25 protein-coding genes and 1 tRNA gene are annotated in these 23,832 nt (G+C 36.8%); 13 read left to right on the top strand and 13 right to left on the bottom strand.

Translation table 11 applies throughout. The annotated features are described in order from the left end of the window. Positions 1 to 74: 74 nt before the first annotated feature. Positions 75 to 1,184, bottom strand: a complete 1,110-nt coding sequence (gene alr, locus KO521_RS17115; protein WP_215941123.1) for an alanine racemase — start codon at positions 1,182 to 1,184, stop codon at positions 75 to 77. Further along, positions 1,168 to 1,821, bottom strand: coding sequence for a thymidine kinase (locus KO521_RS17110; protein WP_215941122.1), 654 nt, complete (start codon positions 1,819 to 1,821; stop codon positions 1,168 to 1,170). Before KO521_RS17110 ends, alr begins: the two co-directional genes overlap by 17 nt. Positions 1,822 to 1,986: 165 nt before the next feature. Between KO521_RS17110 and KO521_RS17105 the strand changes: the two genes are divergently transcribed. The 10 genes from KO521_RS17105 to KO521_RS17060 all read left to right on the top strand — a co-directional run bounded on the left by KO521_RS17105 (position 1,987) and on the right by KO521_RS17060 (position 10,000). Further along, positions 1,987 to 2,700 carry a hypothetical protein gene (locus tag KO521_RS17105; RefSeq protein ID WP_215941121.1) on the top strand — a complete coding sequence of 238 codons (714 nt, stop codon included), beginning with the start codon at positions 1,987 to 1,989 and terminating at the stop codon, positions 2,698 to 2,700. Positions 2,701 to 2,814: 114 nt separating this feature from the next. Continuing rightward, positions 2,815 to 3,171, top strand: a complete 357-nt coding sequence (locus KO521_RS17100; protein ID WP_215941120.1) for a DoxX family protein — start codon at positions 2,815 to 2,817, stop codon at positions 3,169 to 3,171. A 5-nt stretch (positions 3,172 to 3,176) separates the two neighbouring features. Next, positions 3,177 to 3,851, top strand: coding sequence for a 16S rRNA (cytidine(1402)-2'-O)-methyltransferase (rsmI, locus tag KO521_RS17095; protein ID WP_215941119.1), 675 nt, complete (start codon positions 3,177 to 3,179; stop codon positions 3,849 to 3,851). A 2-nt stretch (positions 3,852 to 3,853) separates the two neighbouring features. Continuing rightward, positions 3,854 to 4,198: a HopJ type III effector protein gene (locus KO521_RS17090; RefSeq protein WP_215941118.1), complete on the top strand. Its 345-nt coding sequence runs from the start codon at positions 3,854 to 3,856 to the stop codon at positions 4,196 to 4,198. A 6-nt stretch (positions 4,199 to 4,204) separates the two neighbouring features. After that, complete coding sequence (locus tag KO521_RS17085; RefSeq protein ID WP_215941117.1) at positions 4,205 to 4,780, top strand: uracil-DNA glycosylase family protein; 576 nt, start codon at positions 4,205 to 4,207, stop codon at positions 4,778 to 4,780. Positions 4,781 to 5,356: 576 nt separating this feature from the next. Next, complete coding sequence (locus KO521_RS17080) at positions 5,357 to 5,785, top strand: OsmC family protein (RefSeq protein WP_215941116.1); 429 nt, start codon at positions 5,357 to 5,359, stop codon at positions 5,783 to 5,785. A gap of 86 nt (positions 5,786 to 5,871) precedes the next feature. Continuing rightward, on the top strand, positions 5,872 to 6,129 hold the full coding sequence (locus KO521_RS20500) for a four helix bundle protein (protein WP_354668220.1): 258 nt from the start codon (positions 5,872 to 5,874) through the stop codon (positions 6,127 to 6,129). 208 nt (positions 6,130 to 6,337) lie between these two features. After that, positions 6,338 to 8,026 (top strand): single-stranded-DNA-specific exonuclease RecJ, encoded by a 1,689-nt coding sequence (recJ, locus tag KO521_RS17070; RefSeq protein WP_215941115.1) that lies wholly within the window; start codon positions 6,338 to 6,340, stop codon positions 8,024 to 8,026. After that, positions 8,023 to 8,409: a VOC family protein gene (locus tag KO521_RS17065; protein WP_194551717.1), complete on the top strand. Its 387-nt coding sequence runs from the start codon at positions 8,023 to 8,025 to the stop codon at positions 8,407 to 8,409. The genes recJ and KO521_RS17065 overlap by 4 nt, the downstream gene beginning before the upstream one ends. A gap of 331 nt (positions 8,410 to 8,740) precedes the next feature. Then, positions 8,741 to 10,000 carry an MFS transporter gene (locus KO521_RS17060; RefSeq protein WP_215941114.1) on the top strand — a complete coding sequence of 420 codons (1,260 nt, stop codon included), beginning with the start codon at positions 8,741 to 8,743 and terminating at the stop codon, positions 9,998 to 10,000. On the opposite strand, the gene KO521_RS17055 is transcribed toward KO521_RS17060, so the two are convergent. From KO521_RS17055 to KO521_RS17035, 5 genes are all read right to left on the bottom strand, one after another. Continuing rightward, on the bottom strand, positions 9,990 to 10,763 hold the full coding sequence (locus KO521_RS17055) for a UDP-2,3-diacylglucosamine diphosphatase (protein WP_215941113.1): 774 nt from the start codon (positions 10,761 to 10,763) through the stop codon (positions 9,990 to 9,992). The genes KO521_RS17060 and KO521_RS17055 overlap by 11 nt on opposite strands. A gap of 39 nt (positions 10,764 to 10,802) precedes the next feature. Continuing rightward, positions 10,803 to 11,255 carry a 6-pyruvoyl trahydropterin synthase family protein gene (locus KO521_RS17050; RefSeq protein WP_215941112.1) on the bottom strand — a complete coding sequence of 151 codons (453 nt, stop codon included), beginning with the start codon at positions 11,253 to 11,255 and terminating at the stop codon, positions 10,803 to 10,805. A gap of 329 nt (positions 11,256 to 11,584) precedes the next feature. Continuing rightward, positions 11,585 to 12,352, bottom strand: a complete 768-nt coding sequence (locus tag KO521_RS17045) for an enoyl-CoA hydratase/isomerase family protein (protein ID WP_215941111.1) — start codon at positions 12,350 to 12,352, stop codon at positions 11,585 to 11,587. A gap of 38 nt (positions 12,353 to 12,390) precedes the next feature. After that, positions 12,391 to 13,725: an MATE family efflux transporter gene (locus KO521_RS17040; RefSeq protein WP_215941110.1), complete on the bottom strand. Its 1,335-nt coding sequence runs from the start codon at positions 13,723 to 13,725 to the stop codon at positions 12,391 to 12,393. A gap of 10 nt (positions 13,726 to 13,735) precedes the next feature. Then, on the bottom strand, positions 13,736 to 14,236 hold the full coding sequence (locus tag KO521_RS17035; RefSeq protein ID WP_215941109.1) for a GNAT family N-acetyltransferase: 501 nt from the start codon (positions 14,234 to 14,236) through the stop codon (positions 13,736 to 13,738). A gap of 50 nt (positions 14,237 to 14,286) precedes the next feature. On the opposite strand from KO521_RS17035, the gene KO521_RS17030 reads away from it, so the two are divergent. After that, a complete protein-coding gene (locus tag KO521_RS17030; protein WP_215941108.1) occupies positions 14,287 to 15,087 on the top strand; it encodes a universal stress protein in 801 nt (266 codons plus the stop codon). A gap of 74 nt (positions 15,088 to 15,161) precedes the next feature. After that, positions 15,162 to 15,238: transfer RNA gene (locus KO521_RS17025), tRNA-Ala, on the top strand. 302 nt (positions 15,239 to 15,540) lie between these two features. Here KO521_RS17025 and KO521_RS17020 read toward each other — a convergent pair. Continuing rightward, on the bottom strand, positions 15,541 to 15,936 hold the full coding sequence (locus KO521_RS17020) for an Abi family protein (protein ID WP_252730094.1): 396 nt from the start codon (positions 15,934 to 15,936) through the stop codon (positions 15,541 to 15,543). Between the two features lie 171 nt (positions 15,937 to 16,107). Here KO521_RS17020 and KO521_RS17015 point away from each other — a divergent pair, with 171 nt between their 5' ends. Further along, positions 16,108 to 16,557, top strand: coding sequence for a sigma factor (locus KO521_RS17015; RefSeq protein ID WP_215941107.1), 450 nt, complete (start codon positions 16,108 to 16,110; stop codon positions 16,555 to 16,557). Positions 16,558 to 17,197: 640 nt separating this feature from the next. Here the strand turns inward: KO521_RS17015 and KO521_RS17010 are convergent. From KO521_RS17010 to KO521_RS16990, 5 genes are all read right to left on the bottom strand, one after another. After that, the gene (locus tag KO521_RS17010) at positions 17,198 to 17,758 is read right to left on the bottom strand and encodes a type 1 periplasmic binding fold superfamily protein (protein ID WP_215941106.1); all 561 of its coding nucleotides are present in this window, start codon (positions 17,756 to 17,758) and stop codon (positions 17,198 to 17,200) included. 18 nt (positions 17,759 to 17,776) lie between these two features. Further along, positions 17,777 to 20,176: a TonB-dependent receptor gene (locus tag KO521_RS17005; RefSeq protein ID WP_215941105.1), complete on the bottom strand. Its 2,400-nt coding sequence runs from the start codon at positions 20,174 to 20,176 to the stop codon at positions 17,777 to 17,779. Positions 20,177 to 20,214: 38 nt separating this feature from the next. Further along, positions 20,215 to 20,547: a hypothetical protein gene (locus KO521_RS17000; RefSeq protein ID WP_215941104.1), complete on the bottom strand. Its 333-nt coding sequence runs from the start codon at positions 20,545 to 20,547 to the stop codon at positions 20,215 to 20,217. 138 nt (positions 20,548 to 20,685) lie between these two features. Next, positions 20,686 to 22,032, bottom strand: coding sequence for an exopolysaccharide biosynthesis polyprenyl glycosylphosphotransferase (locus KO521_RS16995; RefSeq protein ID WP_215941103.1), 1,347 nt, complete (start codon positions 22,030 to 22,032; stop codon positions 20,686 to 20,688). Between the two features lie 527 nt (positions 22,033 to 22,559). Beyond that, complete coding sequence (locus KO521_RS16990; RefSeq protein ID WP_215941102.1) at positions 22,560 to 23,825, bottom strand: purine-cytosine permease family protein; 1,266 nt, start codon at positions 23,823 to 23,825, stop codon at positions 22,560 to 22,562. Between the last annotated feature and the right edge of the window lie 7 nt (positions 23,826 to 23,832).

The raw sequence follows: 23,832 nt of genomic DNA, 5'->3' as shown, positions 1-23,832 counted from the left end.
ATTAATTAATGGCGCAACTTAATGCACTGCAAATTAACAAAAAAAGGATTACTTACAGAATTCTGCTCCTGCTTTTAATTATCAACAACGAGCCGGGTTACCCTTTGGGATATACCAGTTAGTATTTCATATGAGATGGTTTTTGCTCCGCTCGCAAATTCTTCTGCGGTAGGGTTTTCCCCAAAAACAATGACTTCATCGCCTTCTTTACATTCGATTTCGCTTACGTTTACCATTATCATATCCATACAAACGTTTCCTACAATGGGTGCCTTTTGTCCATTTATGGTAACATGGGCTTTTCCATTACCGTATTGCCTTCCTATACCATCTGCATGCCCTACTGGCAATGTTGCGGTAATAACAGCCTCTTTTGCTTTATAAGCCCTGTTATAACCTATACTCTCCCCTTCTTGAATAACATGAATTTGGGAAATAACGGTTTTTAAGGTCGCCACCGGTTTAAGTTCAGCGTCTATAGCGGATTCATTTCCAAAACCATAGAGTCCAATTCCACTGCGCACCATATCATACTGTGACTTTGCATAGTTAATAATACCTGAAGTATTCAATAAATGAAGCATAGGCCTGCGCTTCAATTTTGGCAACAATATATTCGTAATATTCTGAAAAGTCGAAATTTGTTTCTCCGTAAATTCACTCTCGTTTAAATCCTCGGAGGCAGCCAAATGGGAAAAAATGGAGACCACCTCAATCTTATCTTGATTATTCAAAATCTCTGTTAAGGCATCAATCTCATCGGCTACAAAACCCAATCTGTTAAGCCCAGTATTGAATTTTAAATGAATAGGGTATTTATTCAAGTTTTTCTGTTTAGCCACCTCTAAAAACTGATTGAGGATTTTAGGAGAATAAATATTGGGCTCCAAATTGTGAACTATCAAATCATCAAAGCTTATCGGTAACGTATGCAATACTAAAATTGGTGTTTTTACTCCTGCTTCCCGCAAAGCAACACCCTCACTAACATAAGCGACAGCTAGATAATCTACCCCTAAGACTTCCAGTTTTCTTGCAACGGCAACTGAATCGCTGCCGTAAGCGAATGCTTTTACCACTCCCAAGAATTTAGTTTCCTGGTCTAATCTTGATTTTAAAAACTTGTAATTGTGTTCCAAGGCCAAAAGGTCTATTTCAAGAACGGTCTCACCTGCTTTCGCCATCGGTTTTTTTATTGTTGATACTTATCTCCTCACTTTTCACATCTAGATGTTTAAGTTTTTCTCGTAATCGCGCCTTATAATAAGCACCACGGCTTAAAGGCTCATATTCTTCGGTTTCACCTAGTAATACTAAATTATCATTACTGGATTTTCTAAAGCTATAATTGGCCAAGTTACCGGTACGCGTACATATTGCATGCACTTTTGTAACATACTCTGCGGTTGCCATTAAAGCTGGCATAGGTCCAAAAGGGTTTCCTTTAAAGTCCATATCCAATCCTGCAACTACCACACGAACACCCTTGTTTGCCAAGTCATTACATACCGTAACGATTTCATCATCAAAAAATTGGGCTTCATCAATTCCTATGACATCACAGGTATCGCCTAAAATGCGAATGTTGGCCGCAGCAGGTACTGGTGTAGAACGTATTTCATTGGCGTCATGAGAAACAACCATGGTCTCATCATAACGAACATCTACCATAGGTTTAAAGATTTCAACCTTTTGTTTGGCGAACTGAGCACGTTTTAATCTACGGATTAATTCTTCGGTCTTACCCGAGAACATGGAACCGCAGATGACTTCTATCCACCCGAATTGTTCTTTGTGATTAACAGTATTTTCGAGAAACATTTTGTAATTTTAGACGAAAATATAGGGTTTTTCGTTCTTAATATTGTTGAACTTAAGAAAAGGCATTGTTTTTAAGAACAATCCACCAAAGTTCAGGATTTAATGTAAGCAAAGATAGAGATACCTTTTTTACCCCAACCCGGTAGAATTAGAAAAAATTGACCGATGAAGAAAAAATTAAAGGAAGAACTGCGAAAATTATCTACGGATATTATTACTTCTCGTGATATGGATATTAGCGAGATGTATGACACCGCTAAGGATTTGTATGAAAAACTTGCTGTTCTTAAATACATAGAGGAAAAATTAAACGATATTGAAATAGACGTTTCTAAAAATGTAATTGCCGCTAAGTTTGAAAAAATGGCCAATGCCGTTCTTAATGAAAATGCGTCTGTGCCTGAGAGTAATCCGCACGAAGAGGACATTATGATTCCTGGAATGGATACCATAAAAGATATGATTTCTGAAATGCCCAGCCATGAAGCGCGCGTAGATGAAGTATTGGAAGAGTTCTTGTCCAAACCGGATTATATGAAAAATGACCAAGAGCTATTTGAGCCCCAGAAGCCCGCTGCACCAAAACAAAATAGCACACCGGTTAGTAAAGAGGTACCTTCTACTAAGTCTTTAAACGATAAGGTTTCTAACCAAGAACTTAAAATTGACCTTAACAATAGGCTTGCATTTGTTAAGCATCTGTTTAATGGGAGCATGGAAGATTATAATCGCGTTCTTTCCCAATTAAACACGATCGATAGTGAAGATCGCTCCATTTCATTCATAGACAACATGGTTAAACCAGATTATAACAACTGGCTTGGCAAAGAGGAATACGCTGAACGTTTTATGCAATTTATTGAGCGTAAGTTTTCTTAAAAAGCATCTGTTAAAACTAGTATTAAATAAGCCCTTTATTAAAACAAAGGGCTTTTTGCTTGGAATTAGTTTCAAGCCCCTATTTTCTTTATTTTGTTCCTGAAAAATTCCTCCATGAAAACTCAAAGAACCCTATACTGGTCTGCATTAGTTTTACTCACCCTGATTATGCTATTTTCCGTATTCAATTATTTCACTAAATATGAGATGATAGTAGGCTTTTTTAAGCACTTCAATTACCCCTCATATCTCATATACCCGTTGGCATTTGCCAAAATTCTTGGTTTAATAGCCATATGGGGCAATTTCTCATCATGGCTTAAAGAATGGGCATACGCAGGTTTCTTTTTTAATACGCTTTTAGCTTTCTTTGCACACTACTTAACGGATGGCAAAGATTATCTATTCGCATTTATTGCAATTATAGTTACATTGATTGCCTATTTTATGGATAGAGAGCTACGACCTTAGATTTTATGGGAAAATTATATTTGGTACCAACGCCAATCGGCAACCTTGAGGATATGACTTTGCGTGCAATTCGTGTTTTAAACGAAGTAGATTGTATTCTAGCAGAGGACACCCGAACGAGCGGAAAACTACTTCAGCATTTTAAAATTACTACTCAAATGCAAAGTCACCATATGCACAACGAGCACAAGACCGTTGATGCATTGGTAAAGCGTTTACAGGCGGGTGAAACTATTGCTTTGATTTCAGATGCAGGCACCCCTGCAATATCAGACCCTGGTTTTTTATTGACTAGGGCTTGTGTGGAGAAAAATATTGAGGTTGATTGTCTTCCCGGTGCAACGGCATTTGTACCTGCTTTGGTAAATAGTGGTCTTCCGAACGATAAATTTGTTTTTGAAGGATTTCTTCCTCCTAAAAAAGGACGGCAAACCCGCTTAAAACTACTTGCCGAAGAAACGCGGACTATTATTTTCTATGAATCGCCTTATAAGTTGATTAAGACCTTAGGGCAATTTGCCGAATATTTTGGGTCGGACAGACAAGTTTCCGTTTCAAGGGAGCTTACCAAACTTTATGAAGAAACATTGAGAGGCACAGCTGAAGAAATGGCACAACACTTTACCGATAAACCACCAAAAGGTGAGATTGTAATAGTTGTTGCCGGAAAAAAACAATGAAGATGACATTAGATACTTTTATACAAAAATTAAAGACCAACCCTAAAACCATCGGATTTTCTGAAACTATGGCGGTAATAGATTCTAATTACGCTTTTACTCCTACTGCTTTTAAAAATGGCACATTAGAAAATGCCGAAGGACAGAATTCAGGTTCGTGCAAACTTTTCGCTTTTGCGAAAGAACAAAATCTTAATAAAGATGAAGCTTTAGCCTGTTTTGGAAGTTATTATTATGATGATGTTCTAAAAGATGCCGAAGGTACGGGACACCAAAATATCCGTAACTTTATGAAAACCGGTTTTGACGGACTCTCCTTTTCACAAGATCCGTTGAAAAAGAAATAGTCTCATATGCAAAAACTGCTTTCTGAAATACGTTCATGTAAAGTTTGCAGTAAACATTTGCCTTTAGAGCCTAGGCCAATAGTAGCTGGCACTAAAAATTCCAAAATCATCTTAGTTAGCCAAGCGCCAGGCAGAAAGGCCCATGACCATAATAAAGCTTGGGATGACCCCAGTGGTAGAAAACTAAGGGAATGGCTGGGTGTTACGGACGAACAGTTTTACGACCCAGATAATTTTGCTGTTTTACCTATGGGTTTCTGTTTTCCTGGTAAAGCTAAGACCGGTGACCTGCCACCTCGCAAAGAATGCGCCCCGCTTTGGCATGACCTTTTTTGGAAAGAATTAAAAGACGTAAAACTAATATTGGTCATTGGTAAATACGCCCAAGACCGATATCTAAAAGAACTATCTAAGCGAAATCTAACTGAGAACGTCGGTAGTTATCATGAATTTCTACCCAAGTTTTTTCCTTTACCACACCCTTCTCCAGTAAATCGTTTTTGGATGTCAAAAAATCCTTGGTTTGAGTCCGATGTGGTGCCGGAATTACAGGAATTGATTAATCAGATTATGACAGACTGACCCATTAATAATCTTTTATCTAGATAGAACTAAATTGCTTTAAAAATATTAACTAGCTCCTCATTATAGAAAATAATCAGGAGACAAGAAACTACAATAAGTAGGACTCCCAAAAATACTATCAACTTTACAGATTTATAAAGATATTTCCCTTTTTACTTAGTCAATATGTTTAGATCAAAGTTTATTTTAAAATATATCTAAGACACAATGGAATAAAACCATACAGCAAATGTCTCAAACTTGAAGAGATATGCTCATCCAGAATGATAAGTGAAATTAGACTTATCAAAATGAGTACATAGGCTAATAAATCTTTGTTATCTTTCAACGAATCTTATTATTAATTAGAGTAAATGACTTCCGCTCAATCATATAAAGTAAAACTTGGATTATTGGCTAATCATAAATGCTTCATTCTATAAAAAAAATTTAGAAAGTGACTTGTAGTATCAGTAATCTCGGTATTTCTTCAAAAACATTCTTATTCATCACAAATACAGACAAGATCAATTTCCAACTTCAAAATCTATTTATTAATCGTATTTTTGATTCTTACTAGAAACATAAAAAATTATGGGTACTACAAATCATATTACAACCAAATGGCTTGGCAACATGCAGTTCGAAAGCACGAACCCATCAGGTCTAACCTTAAAAATAGATGCCGGCCCAGATGATGGCGGCGAAGGAAAAGGACTGCGACCAAAAGCGCTTATGCTATCTGGTCTAGCAGGCTGCTCAGGTCTTGATGTAGCCGCGCTTATCAAAAAAATGAAGCTAGAGGTAGATGATTTTCATATTGAAACTATCGCCAATCTAACTGATGAGCATCCAAAATTTTATGATGCTGTAACCATTGAGTACCATTTTCACGGAAAAGACCTAGCGGAGAAAAAATTACAAAGAGCCGTAGACCTATCTGTAGAAAAGTATTGTGGTGTAATGGAAATGTTCCGAAAATTTGCAACATTAGAGATCAAGACTATTTTTCATAATGAGTAAGTTTCAATTTCAAAAGTAAAGCTCAAGTTCAAGGTTTAAGAGTTAAACTCAAGATTTAAGTTCAAAACTAAGTTAAACTCCATATTGTGCATGATAAAAAATATGATTTAGAAGATAGACTGGTAAGTTTTGCTGCTAATATTGCTATTTTTTGTCGTGAGATTCCGAAAGATTTTACTGGAGAATATTACGGCAATCAACTTTTACGTTCTGCAGGAAGTTCTGCGCTTAATTTTGGTGAAGCTCAAGGCACCCATACCTCAAAAGATTATGTTCACAAAGCAAGTATTTCTCTAAAAGAACTCAAGGAGTCTAGAGTAAACTTAAAAATTTTGACAAAATAGAGTATGGTAACGACGACAAAAGAGAATTCCTTCTAGGCGAAGTCCAACAATTGATTAAAATCATTGCTACCATCATCAGGAATAAAAAACAAAGCTAATTTCTTAGTATATTATTGAACATTCTATAATACTTAGACTTGCAATTAATTCTTTAGTCTGAACTTAACACTTAAGCTTGACGCTTGAACTTAACACTTAAACACCCCCTATGCGCTGGACCATTAAACCCAAACCTCAACAAGACGCTATTGACCAATTGGCTAATGCGCTCAAGGTTGATGATTTAGTGGCTCAACTCTTATTACAAAGGGGTATATCTACTTATGAAGCGGCTAAGAACTTTTTTCGTCCAGAGTTGACGCATTTGCATGATCCTTTTTTAATGAAGGACATGAACATTGCGGTAGAACGCATTGAAGAAGCTATTGCCAATAATGAAAATATTTTGGTTTATGGCGATTATGATGTGGATGGTACCACCTCAGTAGCTTTGGTTTCTTCCTATTTGCTAAGCTATTACCCCAACGTTGCCACTTATATTCCGGATAGATATACCGAAGGGTATGGCGTCTCTTTTAAAGGGGTAGACTTTGCCGAAGACAACGATTTCTCGCTTATTATCGCACTAGATTGTGGTGTAAAGGCTATTGACAAGGTGGCTTATGCGAAAGAAAAAGAAATAGATTTTATTATCTGTGATCATCACAGACCCGGTAATTCGCTACCAAATGCTGTGGCAGTTCTTGACCCGAAACGTGATGATTGCAACTATCCATACGATGAGCTTTGTGGCTGTGGCGTTGGTTTTAAACTGATTCAGGCGCTAAGCTCCCGACAAGGGGAAACTGTTGAGGACCTGATTCCTTATCTTGATTTAGTTGCTACAGCCATTGGTGCAGATATTGTTCCTATGACTGGTGAGAATAGGGTATTGGCTTATTTTGGGCTCCAAGTAATTAATACCAATCCCAGAATTGGCTTCAAGGCCATTATCAATCAAATAAAAAAATCGGTACTTACTATAACCGATGTAGTGTTCATTATCGCTCCGCGGATAAATGCTGCAGGCCGTATGGAACACGGGCAACATGCCGTAAACCTGCTCACCGAAAATGACCTAGCCCAAGCCGAAACCTTTGCCGCCCAGATTGAAAAATTCAATCAAGACAGGCGTGGACTGGACAAAGAAATCACTGTAGAGGCCCTTGAACAGATTCTTAATAATAAAGAAGAAGAACGTTTTACTTCTGTAGTTTATAAAGACTCGTGGCACAAAGGGGTAATTGGTATTGTGGCTTCGCGACTTACCGAAACCTATTACCGTCCAACATTGGTCTTTACTAAAAGTGGCAATAAGTTGGCAGCTTCCGCACGTTCCGTAAAAGGTTTTGATGTGTATAACGCCTTACAGGGCTGTGCAGATTGCATTGAGCAGTTTGGAGGACATAAATATGCTGCCGGACTTACATTACTAGAAGAGCAGTTTGAAAACTTCAAAGCACAATTCGAGAAAGTAGTCTCCGAAACCATAGACCCAAAACTATTGATTCCTGAAATTTCCATAGATGCTCAATTAGATTTTAAGGATATTTCACCAAAACTGATGCGTATCCTAAAACAGTTCGCTCCTTTTGGGCCTGGTAACATGACTCCAACATTCATGTCCGAAAATCTAATAGATACAGGCTATGCTAAAGTTGTAGGTGAAGATGGGGCACATCTTAAGTTAGCTGCTACGCAAAACGGAATTGGTCCTATTGGAGGCATTGGTTTTAATATGGGTGACAAACTCCCTACAGTAGCCAACAAGAAACCTTTTAGTGCGGTCTTTTCTCTAGATGAAAATGAATGGCAAGGAAATATAAGCTTGCAGATGAAATTAAAAGACATACAATGAAGATAGAACACCTCGCCATATGGGTATCTGACCTTGAAGCTACACGTCATTTTTACGAACATTATTTTGGTGCTGTTTGCGGAGAACGGTATCACAATCCAAATAAAAACTTCACGTCTCACTTTTTAAGTTTTGATGAAGGCTCGCGATTAGAGCTCATGCACAAACCGGAAATCACAAAGGCATCAGATTCTACGGAAGAACATTTGGGTTTTATTCATTTTGCGCTCTCCGTAGGTTCAAAAGAAAAAGTAGATGCCATTACCGAGCAACTTAGGTCTGACGGATTTCAGATTCCTGGTGAACCAAGAACTACAGGAGACGGCTATTATGAAAGTGTTATCCAAGACCCAGAGGGCAACCGGATTGAAATTACCATTTAACGGATTTCTTACTATGTAGTCCATCGATAAGCCCTATATAAATTAGGCTTGTTAATGCTTTTGCTCGATTGCTATAAATAAAATTACAAACTACTTGGTTGGTTTTAATTTCTACAGTGCTTTACAAGCATATAATTATCACATTTCGCGATTAAAAAATAACCGTTCGTCGATGAAGTGCCCTTACACAGTGAATTCAAGGCTTTAAAAAACTGACTACTCAGTCGGTTTTAGGAAATAGTAACCGAAACGCCCTTTTATATTTTAAGCGTACCGTTCATCGGATTATAATAATATCTTTGCGCCTTATTTCTATCGAAAAAGCGCGTTTATGGATCCTTATGCAGCCTTACGTTATAAAGAATTCAACATCTTTTTGTTGGTTCGTTTTGCTATGGTATTTGCATGGTCCATGCAGTTCATTGTAATTGAGTGGCAAGTATATTCCATGACAAAAGACCCTCTTTCCTTGGGTATCATCGGACTTATGGAAGTGATTCCTGCAGTATCCATGGCTCTTTTTGCAGGGCATATTGTAGATCAAAAAGAGAAGCGAAACCTTTTGATAAAATGCATTTTAGGTTTCTCCGTAATCAGTTTCGGGCTCTTTATGCTCAGTTGGCCTTCTATGGAAGATAAGCTAGAAACCAAAACCATTTTATACGGTATTTACTTTTTGGTTTTCCTAGGTGGTATTGTTCGTTCGTTTCTTGGGCCAACCATATTCTCTTTAATAGCCTTAATCGTTCCTAAAAAAACATACCCCAACGCTGCAACATGGAGCAGTACTACTTGGCAATTGGCATCCGTTCTAGGACCTGCTTTAGCTGGGTTTTCTATTAGCTGGATTGGCGTTCATTGGTCTATGTGCCTCATTTTTGGTTTCTCAATAATGGCATTGATATCCCTATTTCAAATTTCAACAAAACCCATTCTTAACCCTAAGATAGGAGAACCTGTATTTGAGAGTTTACGGGAAGGACTACGATTTGTATTCAGTACCAAAGCTGTTTTTGGAGCATTAACGTTAGATATGATAGCTGTACTCTTTGGTGGAGCGGTTGCGCTTTTACCCATCTTTGCACAAGATATTCTGCACGTAGGTTCAGAAGGCTTTGGTGTTTTACGAGCCGCACCAGCGGTTGGCGCAGCACTTACTATGTTGGGGTCTACGCGATTTCCGTTACATAAAAATGCCGGTAAGAAGTTACTGTTAGCGGTATTTGGTTTTGGCCTCTGTATGATTGTTTTTGGCCTTTCTACCTACTTCTGGCTTTCAGTAATCGCCTTGTTCTTGAGTGGTGCCGTAGACGGCGTTTCTATGATTATTCGTCAAACCATTTTGCAACTTAAAACTCCGGATAACATGCGAGGACGTGTTGCATCCGTTAACTCTATGTTTGTAGGATCATCTAATGAACTAGGAGCTTTTGAAAGCGGAGTAACAGCAAAACTTATGGGTACGGTAACCGCAGTGGTTTTTGGTGGTGCTATGACCTTAATTACGGTGGGTGCCACAGCTATTGTTTCGCCTTCATTTAGAAAACTGGATTTACAGAAAGATATTGATGAGCACGAAGCTAATGAGTAGGCTCATATTTTTCAAGGCTTAGCTTTTCCCCATCAAAAACAGCATAAGTATAATAATGAATCCAATCGCCTAAATTGGTGTATTTTGAATTCTCACCTACCTTTATTTCCATAGGCAAGTGGCGGTGACCAAAAATAAAATGGTCATAATGCTCTGTTTCTAGCTTACGCTTGGCATACTGCACCAACCATTCATTGTCTTCGCCTAAAAACTTGGCATCGTCATCTCCTGAAATCAATTTATTTTTAACGGATAGGTGTTTTGCCAATCTTACACCTATATCTGGATGAAGCCATCTAAACAACCATTTAGCCAAAGGGTTGGTAAACACTTTCTTCATGCGTTTAAAACCAATATCATTAGGCCCTAGCCCATCTCCATGGCCAACAAAAAAGGAAACCCCGTTTATAGTATACTGCTGTGGTTTATGAAAAACAGGAATATTGAGTTCTTCTTCAAAATAACCATCCATCCATAAATCATGATTTCCTACGAAAAAATATATAGGAATTCCAGAATCGGATATTTCGGCTAGTTTTCCCATTGTACGGGTAAAACCTTTGGGTACTACGGTTTTGTACTCCGCCCAAAAATCAAAAAGGTCACCCATTAAAAAAATGGCCGCGGCATCTTCTTTGATTTCATCTAACCACGCAACAAATTTCTTTTCACGCGGACGGCTTTCCGCCATAGTTGGTGCCCCTAGGTGATTATCACTAGAAAAATAGACTTTTTTGCCTTGAGGAACGGTAATGGTTTTCATCTGATGCCAAATATAACGAATACCCTTTTTAGAAAGGTGCTACTGATTATCGGATGCATACCACTCAGCAAACGAGGTATCAGTTTCTTGGAGTTTTAAGGAATGTAAATCAATATTCTCAGGCAGTCTAGCGCGAATCTTTTTCGAAAAATCAATAACCATATTTTCACTGGTAGGCTGATAATCGGCCAAAATAACACTGTGACCCCTATCCATCAATTCTTTGGCCAACTCTATATGCGGCGTATTTTTGTTGAAAACCGTGGCATGATCAAATTGATCTACAATTTCTTCTTTGACGATTTTTTTTAAATCACCAAAATCTATGACCATTCCCAATTTTACGTGAGAGGTATCTGTAATGGGCGTACCGATTACCGTTACCGATAATTTATAGCTGTGCCCATGCACATTTCTGCACTTGCCGTCATATCCGTAAAGGGCATGACCGGTCTCAAAATTAAACTGTTTGGTGATTCTAATATTACTCATGAAATACGATTGTTCTGCAAAGGTATTCAATTTGTAAAACCAATTTGTTTTTAGACAACATTTGCTAGCTTTTTTATTTCTAAAGCCGAGATGTAAAGTAGAACACGAAAGATATAAAACTCATACTACTGCAATTACCTAAACCCTTGTTATTGATAATAGATAGGAAGTTATCTTTTAAACTTTCTTTTTGTACGTACACGGTTAACAAAATAAATTACAACTACAAAAAGTGCTAGAATGGGAAAAACAAGGTCACCATTCAGGAAATTTAAAATATTCATACTTGAGATTTGAAAAAGTAAAACGTAGACAACTGATGGTTATTGTTATTTTTTAAATTTAGAAAGTGCATTTCTAGTAAATTGGGACAGAACCAATCTGCCTGTTATAGCTGCACGATCGATTAAAAGCGCATTCCAATGGTCGGTTCCTTGCCATAAAACGCTTTTCCATTCTTCAAGTGCTTCGGGATTATAATCAGCAAGTTTCTGAGCATGAAAATCCAGCTCTTTATCCAACTCATTTATATCATCGAACACTTTAGAGAAAAGCCCTTTTTCCTTTGCCCAATACGCGTTTTTCCATTCCGTTGGAGCTAATGAAAGTTCCGAAATAGCAGCAGTTCCAATTTTTCGTTCTACGGCTGGAGCAATGACCAATGGAGCAATACCAATAGTGAGTTCTGATAATCGTATTGAAGCTGCTTCAGAAGCATACACATAGTCACACGCAGCTGCAAGACCCACACCACCACCAACAGTTTTACCTTGAACACGGCCAATAATTACTTTTTTACATTTACGCATAGCGTTGATGACATTGGCGAAACCGCTAAAAAACACTTTGCCCTCATCTAGATTGGCTACTGCCATAAGTTCGTCAAAAGAAGCACCAGCGCAGAAAGCACGGTCTCCTTCGGATTTTAAAACGATAACGGACACCTGGGTGTTCTCCGAAAGCTTATCAAATTCTGCGGTTAAACGATCTAGTAGTTCCGCTACAAAAGAATTACTTGCCGGATGGCCAAATTCTATTGTTGCAATCTTGTTGGCTATATTCGTGTAAAGACTTCCGTTTTCCCGGGTGGTTCCCATAATTGTGGTTTAGGTGTTTAACAAATGTACTTTCAAAATTAGGTGTTTTGCAATAGAGGCCGAAACTTTCTAATAAACTTAACGACCAAAGCGCCACCACGAATAGCCATCCAGACAGTGAAAGCTATCCATATTCCATAAAGACCCCAACTCATATATTTTCCCAAGAAAAGAACAGGCACAAAACCCAAAAAGGTAGCTACCAGCAGGGTGTTTCTTAAGTATTTCATCTGGCCCATCCCTTTAAACAACCCATCAAAAATAAAAGCAATAGTATTCATAGGCAATGCTAAAATCACTATAAAAAATATAGCATAAAAAGCATTCAACACTTCTGTTTCCTTTGAAAAAAGCAATCCAATAGGCTTATAGAACAGGAAGCCTGCTGCCATCAAAATAACACTTACGATTAAGCCGTAGGTCAATATTTTTTTCATCAATTCCCATAGTCCGTTATAATCTTTCGCACCAAGGAGCCTACCCCCCATTATATTGCCCGCACCAGCATAACCATCTATAAAAAAAGCAGAGAACAACCATATATTGATGGCAATAGTGTGCGCACCTATATATCTAGGCCCCAAAGCGGTTGCTTCTCTTACTGCTAAGATCAAAGCCGTATTTAAAGCCAATGCCCGCACAAATAAGTTTAAACTCATGACAACCAATCTGCCCAATTCATTATGTACAGGTAGTTTTAAACGAAGGCTAATGTCCGTTTTAGTTACTAAAAGCAAAAACGCCATAACAGCCATAATACCTTGCGCTAAAAGGCTTGCATAGGCCGCGCCTTCTAAATACATTGGTTCAATGACATTTTCTATTCCATATACGAAGGCGAAATCCAGACCTACGTTGAGAACAGCCCCTACAATAGCTATCAACATAGGGTAATACGTATTCTGCAAACCACGAAAAATACCCATAACGGCAAATACGAAAAGGGTTAACGGAAAACCCCAGACTCTAATGGAATAATAAGAAATGCAATACTCTAGAATTTTACCGGTGGCATTCAGTAATTGAAAAATATCCTGTACTATAAAAATTGTGGACAACAGAACAACCACACTTAAACCAATATTAAGAAATATAGCTTGTGCCGGCAAAGTTTTTACTTCTTCTATTCTTCCAGCACCTAAGTATTGCGACATTATTGCAGATATAGCGCTTCTAGTTTGCCCTAAAATCCAGATTAACATGGAGAGAAACGAACCCACAATACCTGCTGCTGCCAGAGATTCTAATCCGTCTACTGGAATATTCCCCACAATAGCCGTGTCAGTAATAGATAATAGTGGCTCTGCAATACCTGCTACAGTTGCTGGTATGGCTAATTTATTGATGGACTTAAAACCGATTTCCGTCTTCAAGAGGACGAAATTACAATACTAATTCATAACAATGAAAGGGATGCTCACTCTGTTTTGGAAAGAAAATATCACCCAAACGCTGAAACCCTCTAGTCTCATAAAATCTCTGGTTTCGCTTATTTTGACTAAAAGTATCTAACCGAACGGAAGCAAAGGCATGATTGCGGGCATGATCCTCACCATAAGCCATTAGCTGCTGCGCATATCCCTGTCCTTGAAAGTCTGGATGTACGGCTACCCTGTGTATATAAATATTCTTATGGTTGGGCGTCAACCATTTAATTGATTCATATTCCTTATCCATAATTCTAGAAAGCACAATTGTGCCTATGATTCTACCATTTTCCTGTAACGTGTACAGTTCACCTCGCTCAATATCCAACTCAAAAGCTTTTTGTGACGGGTACTCATCATTCCATTGATAAATACCATTTTTAATCATTGTGGCAGCACATGCTTTAGTAATGTTGAGAATCTGAGGTATTTCCGATAACTTTGCAAGCTTAACCATTTTTAGAATCTTATTTTAATTGTAAATTTAAACGATAAATTCAAAAACACATGAAACATATACTCGTACCCATAGGTATTTCTCCCGATGCTCACAAAACTTTACAATACGCTGTTGATTTTGCGGAGAAATTCGGTTCACAAGTTTATGTCATGGAAGTTTTTAATGCTTCTGTGGGAGCAGGAAAGAGCCTAGCCAATGTTACCCAAAAATTGGCGGAAAGCGGAAAAGAACGTTTAAAGGAAGTAATTGATAAGATTGAATCCAAAGGTGTTCATATTAAAATTGCCACTTACAATGGCGGCATTGCAGACGGCTTAAAAAGTATTGATAAGGAGTTAGGGATAGACCTTATTATAATTGCACCAAGAAGCAACGATGTTACCGAAGAATCTTATCTTGGTAATACTTCCGGGAAAATCATTAAACAGACCGATATTCCTACTTTGGTGGTGCCAAAAGGCAGTTTGTTCTCTCCTCCAAAAACTATTTTAACTGCTTTTAAATCGGGAATTTTAAAACGAAATAGAATTTTAAATCCTCTACTGGATATAAAGAAAAAATTTGGCTCAACTATAAACCTACTTCTGGTAAAAACGCCGGGGTACTCTGATGATGATTTGCGCATCAATACTGCATTGATGGATATAAGTTCGCAAATAACTATGACCGAGGCACCTACAACCTACCTTGGTGTTTTAGAACGTTTTGAATCTCAACATCCGGACATGTTATGCGTTTTTAGACGCAAAAGAGGTTTTTTTAAGAAGCTTTGGGAGAAAAATACGATTTCCAAATCAGAGTTTTCATCACGAATTCCTTTACTTGTTCTAAGCGTAAAAAAGGATTAAACAAGCCTCAGTAATTACTTGGCCCGTAATTTTGATACTTAGTATAAAAGTATTTTCTTTACGCCAGCCTAAATGGGGGATTAGCTCAGCTGGCTAGAGCGCTTGCCTGGCAGGCAAGAGGTCACCGGTTCGACTCCGGTATTCTCCACCAATAAATAAAGAGCTTCCAAGAAATTGGAAGCTTTTTGTTTTTTATGATTTACATACTATTATTGTTATATAAGGGTAGTAACATCTTTAAAATTAATTCTTTAATGATGGTTTATTTCCAAAGTGGTTCTTCTTGCCATTTTGGCTTCATACCTAAGGCATTGGGATCTACATTTGGGTATTTTTTAAATAAATTATTTAGTTTCATACTAAATTCATTTCTAGGAAGTATTGTGTTCAACATATAACGCATTAAACACATATGTACATAGAGTTTTGAAAACTCGTGCTGTTTAGGAACATTTATGGTTCTAAAATCCAAGGGTTTGGTGGTTTTGGTAATAATTTTACCGAATGTTTTAAGTTTCCATATAGCTTAGATAATACACCAAAACTTGTTTGCTCTAAAGATTTCCATGAAGGAGGAAATCTTTTATCATCTTTATGTTTTTTAAGATGCTTCTTTATGGATTCGTCTTTAGTACGTTCAATTTCTGCTTCTAAATTAGATAGTGTTTTAACTAATGCTTTACTATCGTTAAATAAATCGAAATTTTGAAACCACCAAGGGTCTATTTCATGTGATAGATGATAAATTAATTTGGTACGTAAACTAATTTCTATTTTTTCAATTACATCAAAAAGTAGTAATCTTAATTCTGCATCAAAATTGTATAATGCTAAGTTTAGCTTGCGCAAAGTTTCGAATATGTAAAGGATTTACAAATTTATCAACTTGTATTAAGATTATAATTTTATGTTTATTGGAGATTTATAAAAATTTAATTATTCACAAATGTTTTCTTAATATTAATTTTTCATCAATATCTTATATAGATTTGTCTAAACAGATAACAGCTCCCTAAATTAATGAACCTTATTCTTGAGGAAATAAGAAAAAAAAACGAAAAGGTTTTTAAAAACTTTTTTGATAAGCATTATGAAGAATTTGTTGTTTATGCCAACGGTTATCTTTTTGATAAAGATTCCAGTGAGGACATTGTACAAGAAATTTTTATCTATATCTGGGAGCATGCAAATACATTAAAAATTGAAACTTCTCTAAAGGGCTATATCTATGCCATGGTGAGAAACAAATGCTTTAACTATTTAAAGTCCATAAAGATTACTGATAATTTAGAATTATTGGATTTTAATATCAATTTAATCGCTGAGCATGTTTTTAATCTGAATTATGTGATTGTTAAGTCGGTTCTCAAAAGTATTTTTTTGAGATTAGATTTTATTTTAGATTCAATTGAATTTCAATACCTTATTTTTTTATCCGAAAGGCTGTTTCCTTTAAGTAATAAGGGTTGAGGGGAGATACTGGAACATGGAAATAGGTTCATAAATAGATTAAGCTGGACCATTTGTTCAGGTTTTGTTCAGTTGCTAAATTCTAATGTACAACCCACTTTTTATCCTCTTCCAACATTTGTAAAGCATTGCTTTATGTGGATGTTTTATCCAAGAAAAACTGTTTTTGATTTTAAACTAAATAAATCTATACGGACTATTGATGGTAAGTTGAGCTGAAATTAATGAAATCTATATGCTAATAAGTTACGCTCACTTTTAACGGTTAAACAGGGAATGTTAGTTTAAGGACAGAAATATATGGATATAGCCCCTTTTAACATCGTTATTGGGACATAGGATATGGTTTTATTGAAGTATATCGAAAACGAACTTATTATTGCTTTAATCTACGCATATACCTTTCCTTTTTGTCGCGTACCTTATTTTTGACCAGGTAAGTAAGAGGTCACCATTAGACTTCAGTAGTCTAAGCACAAAGAATTTGAGATTAGCACCTTCTAAAGCTTATAGCTTATTTGTCTGGTTTGATGTTATTTTATAGCTTACAATTAAATCCTAGGTGTTGAAAAATTAAGCCTCGACAATCAAAACATTTAGATTGCCGAGGCTTAATTATAAAGGGGATGTATTGTTATGTCTATTCTATTTCTACACTGAACATAGCTTCAACATCAGTTTCTCCACCTGCATCTGCCAAAGTTCCATCATTTGGTTTAGTTGGCTCGTGGCGTAAAGTAAATGTAAGTGTACCAGAACTAGCTTCACCTGTAGTAAGAGTAAATTCTGTTCCTAATGGGTTACCATCACCGTCAAAATTTGCATATTCCGTAGTTAAATCCAAACCACTTTCAACTGTATAGAAAAACTGGTGCTCATCGCTTTCCTCTTCAACTTCTTCGGTAATATCCTCTGCAGGACTTTCCGTTTCGTTCAAAAGAACTATGCTTCCGTCATAGACCATATTAGCCACTAAGCTACCTGACACTGTATAAACTTGCTCACCTGATCCATCACCATCAAGATCCTGTAATTGCAATGTAACGTCAGTTCCATCATCTTCCGGAGAAAGTGTAACGGTAACCGTCGTAATGATTTCTTCTTCATTTACAATTTCTGGCGTACTGTCATCATCATCTGAACATGCAACAAATAAGGATCCTGCTAATACTAACGCACTAAATAATTTAATCTTTTTCATTTTTTTGGAGTTTACTAATTAATAATTGAATTTAAGGTTTAACAAATAGTTTCTACCCAACTCGTCTGCATAGTAGCGCAAACGATTCAGGTAATTTCGATATGAATTGTTAAGTAAGTTCGTGACTTTAAAACCTACTGTTAATTGCGATTTTTGGGTAATATTAAAATCAATACTAGAACTAAAATTTAAAAGGTGATATGCCCCTGGCGGCGTGCTTACATCTACTATTTCATAAGTTTCCGTTTCCGGTATATACACCTCAAAATTATTATCTGGATACTCGTTCTGTCGAAATACAAATTCGCTCTGCAACGCCAATCGTAAGTTATTGATCTTCGGGTTTTGATATGCCAAACTGTTTTTTGTATTGACAGGCGGCATACTTATTAAGGGTTCGTTTTGACTTTGATCATACCCCTTAACGAAAGAAAACTGGTGGTCTAAACGGAAGTTGTTGGTGAGCGCATAAGAGGCATCCAAATCAAAACCTAACAACAGCGCATTGGTCTGGCGGTACTCCCAAACTTGAAAATTACCTCGTATGGTCTGCTCGATTGATGTGGGTTCAATGACCATAAAATCATTGATGCTATTGATAAACGGATTGACAGAAAAACTAAAAACCGGGTTTTTACGCTCCAATGTTACAGCAACTTTATGAGCAACTTCTGATTTAAAACCAAGGTCTCCCATCTCTATTCGTGAAGCTGAATGGTGCAAACCTTCACTAAACAGTTCTGAAGGGTTCGGTGCCCTAGATGCCAGCGAGTAATTGAAGAAAAGCTTATACTCATCATTAAATGAATATGTTGCCCCTGCGGTAGCGGATGTGTTATAAAAATTTAATTGTGGATTCGTTAAAATCTGATTTCCCGTTTCCTCTATTACAATATCTGCATATAGTTGATCATAATTACGATCCTCCCAAGTTGATGTACGATAGAACTTAAATGCATCTATATACGTATAGTCAAAACGTGCTCCAAACTCAAGAAGAAAATTTTCGTTCAAGTCGTAATCTGCAACGGCGTAAGCACCCAAATTATACATATCATAATCTGGTATTAACCTTCGAATACCTGTATTAGGATCGGCAAAATTAGTTTGGTATCGTGCCATTAGCCCGGTCTTCAAATTAATTTTATCAGAGAGGTCGCTATCTAAATCAAGTAAAACCGTATGCGTGTCCAGTTCTAAATCTATAGAAGCTTTATCTGCATCGTCACCTACACGAATGTCATATTCCAAGCGATTGTTCCGCTGAAAATCATACTGCAAACTTAGCTTTCCAAGACCATCGAAACGCGAAAACATTTTAAGACGAGCCAAATGATGTGTAACATCTTGCCTAGGTTCCCCAATATCATAGGTAAAATCCTCAATTACAGACGGAACATCACTATTTATTGCCGCTAACTGGTCCGAAGCTCCACCAACATGAGATGCTCGGAGTATTCCTATTTCATTTTTAAAGAATGAATAATATCCCTCCAATCCATATTTAAAACGGTTCACCCCAAAGTGCAAAGAAGCACTTCGCTCAAAAACGCCCGTATTGCTCAAAACATAATCTGGCGTTTCAAAATCGCCATAGCGTTTTACTGTTCCTTGTGCAGTAGCATACCATCCATTTTGAAAGCTTTTGGTTAATTGTGATGTTACCGAAGAACCCCTGCCATTGGAAGCTAAATTCATGAGTGTTTTACCGTACAAACTATCCTTTACCGGGACTTTTAATGCATCTGCAACTATGATTCCACCTATGGCATCACCACTATATTGCAAAGCTCCCGCTCCTTTTATCAAAGTTAGATTTGCTATGGAATTTACATCAATATTCGGTGCATGTTCCGCCCCCCATTCTTGATCTTCCATCCGGACCCCGTTATTAATAATTACTACACGACTACTGTGCAGGCCATTAACCATAGGTTTAACAACTGTACTACCTGTGTTTAAAGAAGAAACCCCACTTAAGCTGTTAAGTGCATCCCCTAAAGAACCGTTACTAAAATCTTCTAACTCGCTGGTGGATATCTTAGTCTTAGCTATGGTTTTCGCCTCATTTTGGTAGGCTTTCCCTCTAATAGTCACTTCATTAAGTTCTTCTAAATGATGCTCTAAGCGAAAGGTTTTTGAAGTATTTCCAGACACCTTTACCGTATAACCTTGTGTGGTACAATAAGGATGCGAAACTTGAATGGAATACGTGCCATCACAAAGCCCTGTTATTATAAATTTTCCATCTACATCTGTCTGAACGGCTTGTTCAGTTCCTGCAACAATAAGTAAGGCACCGGATAATAGAGAACTATCGTGTAAATCTATTACTGTTCCTGAAAGAGTATTGTCACAATCTTGGGAAATAGGAGATATGCTGCCAAATAGCAGCATAGATATAGCGTATAAGAGCATATAAATTCTTAAATTAAATAAAACGGAATCCGTGTATTTTAACTAAGAAAATATGGTGGTGCCCTTAATTGGGTATTGGTTATTTTGAAGGAATGGAATAGTAATGAAGAAAACTGATTTTCTACTCTTTTAGGTATAGAAGAAACTACAAAATCAAGATATTCCGGAACTTTATAGTCAAAAGATGCTAAATGAAAATGGCAGATTTGACAATCGGGCAAATCCTCATGAATATGTGTGGTCAACTCATGACAAACTTCATGTTCATGTTGGTCAAAGACATGGGAAAACTGCACGAGCATAGGCAACATTAATGCTGACATGAGCAATAATGCGACAATATCCTGCCCTATTTGTTTCCTTGTTTTCATTGAAATTTCACTACTCTCTTACAATGAGAGCCGTTTTTTGTAAAGGGCAAAGATATAAAACTATTTTCACAGTGAAAATTAATGATGAACAACTAACACCAATAAACTTGCGGTGCTATAAGCCTTTCTTATAATTATTTAATACGCTTTTTCCTCTCCTCTTACCGCATTGACAACAGTAGAGAAAATAATACTTAGATCAAGTCCCAAAGACCAACTTTCCGTATAAAATATATCCAACCGAACTCGGTTTACGATATCTGCTTTTTTGACTACTTCACCTCTATATCCTCTTACCTGAGCCAAGCCAGTTACTCCAGGTTTTATAAAATGGCGCACTAAATATTTATCTATAGAGGTCTCGTATCTTTCAGTACACGACTCCATATGCGGCCTTGGACCAACAACACTCATCTCCCCAAGAAAAACATTAATAAATTGCGGCAGCTCATCAATACTGGTTTTGCGAAGTATTTTGCCAATACGAGTTACCCGCATATCATTTTTAGTCGCCATAGCCGTATTAGCTTCTTTATTTACGGTCATAGATCTAAATTTGTAACACCAAAAAGTTTTTCTATTTACTCCGTTTCTTTTCTGCTTGAAAAACAACGGCCCTTTAGATTCCGATTTCATTAAAACGTATAATATTGGAGTAAGCCATGATAATACGGTAATAATTACAAGTGATGAAAAAAGAATATCAAAAGCTCTTTTGATTATAGGAGCATAGGTCAACTCAAGAGGGGATTTTCTCATGGCCAGCACAGGTATCGTATCATAAAGTTCAATGGACATTGACCGAGTAAAAATTTCTTTGTTATCCGGAATAATCATCAATTTTTTCAGATTATTGTCCGCAAAGGTTACCAAATACTCCAGTTCTTTTTTTGATAATTTTGAAGCAATACAATAGATGTAGTCAATATCATTTTCAAGGATGTATTTAAAAGAATCATTCATCTTACCCAAATAAGTTGGGCTCACAGAAGATTTGTCATCAAAAAACCCCTTATACCTGTAACCTAGTTCTGGCTGATCAAAAACCTTTCTGATTTTTTTTAAATTCTTATCCCTTCCGACAACTACTACATTTCTAAAGTTACCTCCGTACAATCTATATTTTGTCCGCATCCAATAGAAAAACGATCTATAAGCAGTCAAGAAAAAACAAATAATAAGAAATACCGAAGCTCGGTACTCAAAAGGATATATCCCGTTACTTTTAAAACCGTACAAGGCAAAATAAGATAATCCAAAAAGACCCAATAACTTAAAGTAGCGCGCAAGATTAGTTTCAAACCGCTCTCTTCTTTCAGTAGGATAATAGTTAAGGCTAAACGTAATAATCAACCATGATAGGTTATAGTAGAGCACATTATTCTCCACCATATATACATCGGGAGTCAGGAAATAAAGAGTGCTATTTATAATAATAAGATGCACTAGAACTGAAAACGGAATAACTAATAAAGACTTTTTCATAAGCATAAATTTTTCAAGTTGAAAAAATAAATAGTTTGCACTATCACCTACAATAATTGTCGTCTAACTCGTGATAATATATTGGCCCCAACTAAAGCCCAATCATATCGTTTTGCACTTGAATAGACTTCGGCAAAAAATGAATACGTAATGAGTTCAAATAAAAACATGGGGGAAATCAATCTAGAAAATCCATATTAAGCCCTCACAGGGTTGATACTTTTTTCTTAACGTAACATAAGTAGGTGTGCTTATAAGATTTAAAATAAGTACATCTTTTTCAGATATTGAAGTGATTTGAAGAGTTATTTATAACAGTTTAAATACATCAGTGCATATTCATCAATAAAATACATGAAAATGTAGGAATAGTTAAAATAAGAAGTCAGTAATCTAATATGAGACATAAAATAGCCCACAAAATCAGAGATTCTATAATTAACATTTTATTAAGAAATTAACGAAGGTGTTGCTACGTTGAGGATGAATACAATTAACCCTAGCTTTTCAAGTATTAACAGACGGTTTTATTGTTTTGCTTCTCTAATTTCTTTCCACTTTAAGAGGATATAAGTCAATCCACCCATCAGAAACGAATCAACAAAGTAGGCGTGCGTTAATTGAAAAACGTCTAAATAGGTAAACACGGTTATACCCGAGCTAATAACCCAACTGATCAATGCCTTTGGCTCCCATTCCGCAATTTCGTTCAATACGTAGTGTTGTCTTTTTACCCAATAAAAATGGATGATATAAATAGCAGAAATGGAAGGCGCCAAAATACCCAGAAAACTAAGAAAATTGAACAGATAATTTGAAAAACCGAGCAGCGCAAAAAGAATACCAAAAACACTTGATAACAAGGTCGTTTTCTGAAAAGACCAACCTGTTTTTACCGTAGAGAAAGTGAGTGCCGTAGAATAGAGATTACATGCGTTGCCCACCCACGTAGAAACCAACAATAAAACAAATGCAGGCAATACAAGGTCAAATTCCTGCATTACCTTTATAATATCTACTTGTCCCGTTTGTATAGATGGAATGGCACTTAAAATTAATGCCACAGGAAAACCAATAGTAATGCCCAGCACGGCAATCATACTTTGCCTGTCATTGTATATAAACCTAGAAAAATCTGCCATTAATACAGGGAAAAGAATAGAGGAACCAACCAGTATTGACGTAGCTTCGAACAAAGTCATGGTAGAATTTTCCGGTACAAAATCTAACACCTCCTGAAAAGACATGGCTTGATCGAACGAAACATAAATAACATAAATTAAAAACAATGTAAGAACAGGTACAGCCATATTTGCCAATCGTTCCAAACTTCGTATACCGCGAAAAGTGGTTGCGGTGATTAACATCCCCATTACCAAGATTATAATCCACTGTGGCAGTACTATAGAAAACGTAGCGAATGCAGTGTCTGCGACCGCTATAGCCAATAACTCCAAGGCTACGGAAAACCAGCCCAAAAGAGTGATACCAAAAATGGTGTTCATAATCTTGGCCCCTTGCCTACCGAAGCTAAAATGAAGTATCATATAGGTAGAAAGACGAGAACGATTACCAATTCTAGTAGTAGCCAGACACATTACCGTTAATACGGCTGTACTTATACCAAAAGCCCATAAAGCACCTTTAAGCCCAATACCCAACGCAACTTCAGACCCCAAATAAAGGATAGGGAGCGTTAACCCTGTGCCAGCAATGAGCAATGCAATAAGCCAACCAGAAGTAAAATCTTTAGATTGTACTTTAGTGTTTGTATATTGATTATTCTCGGCCATCGTTTAT

Source organism: Zobellia uliginosa (genome assembly GCF_018860745.1).
GTDB classification, from domain to species: Bacteria; Bacteroidota; Bacteroidia; order Flavobacteriales; family Flavobacteriaceae; genus Zobellia; species Zobellia uliginosa_B.
This window is presented reverse-complemented; position numbering and strand designations above follow the sequence as displayed.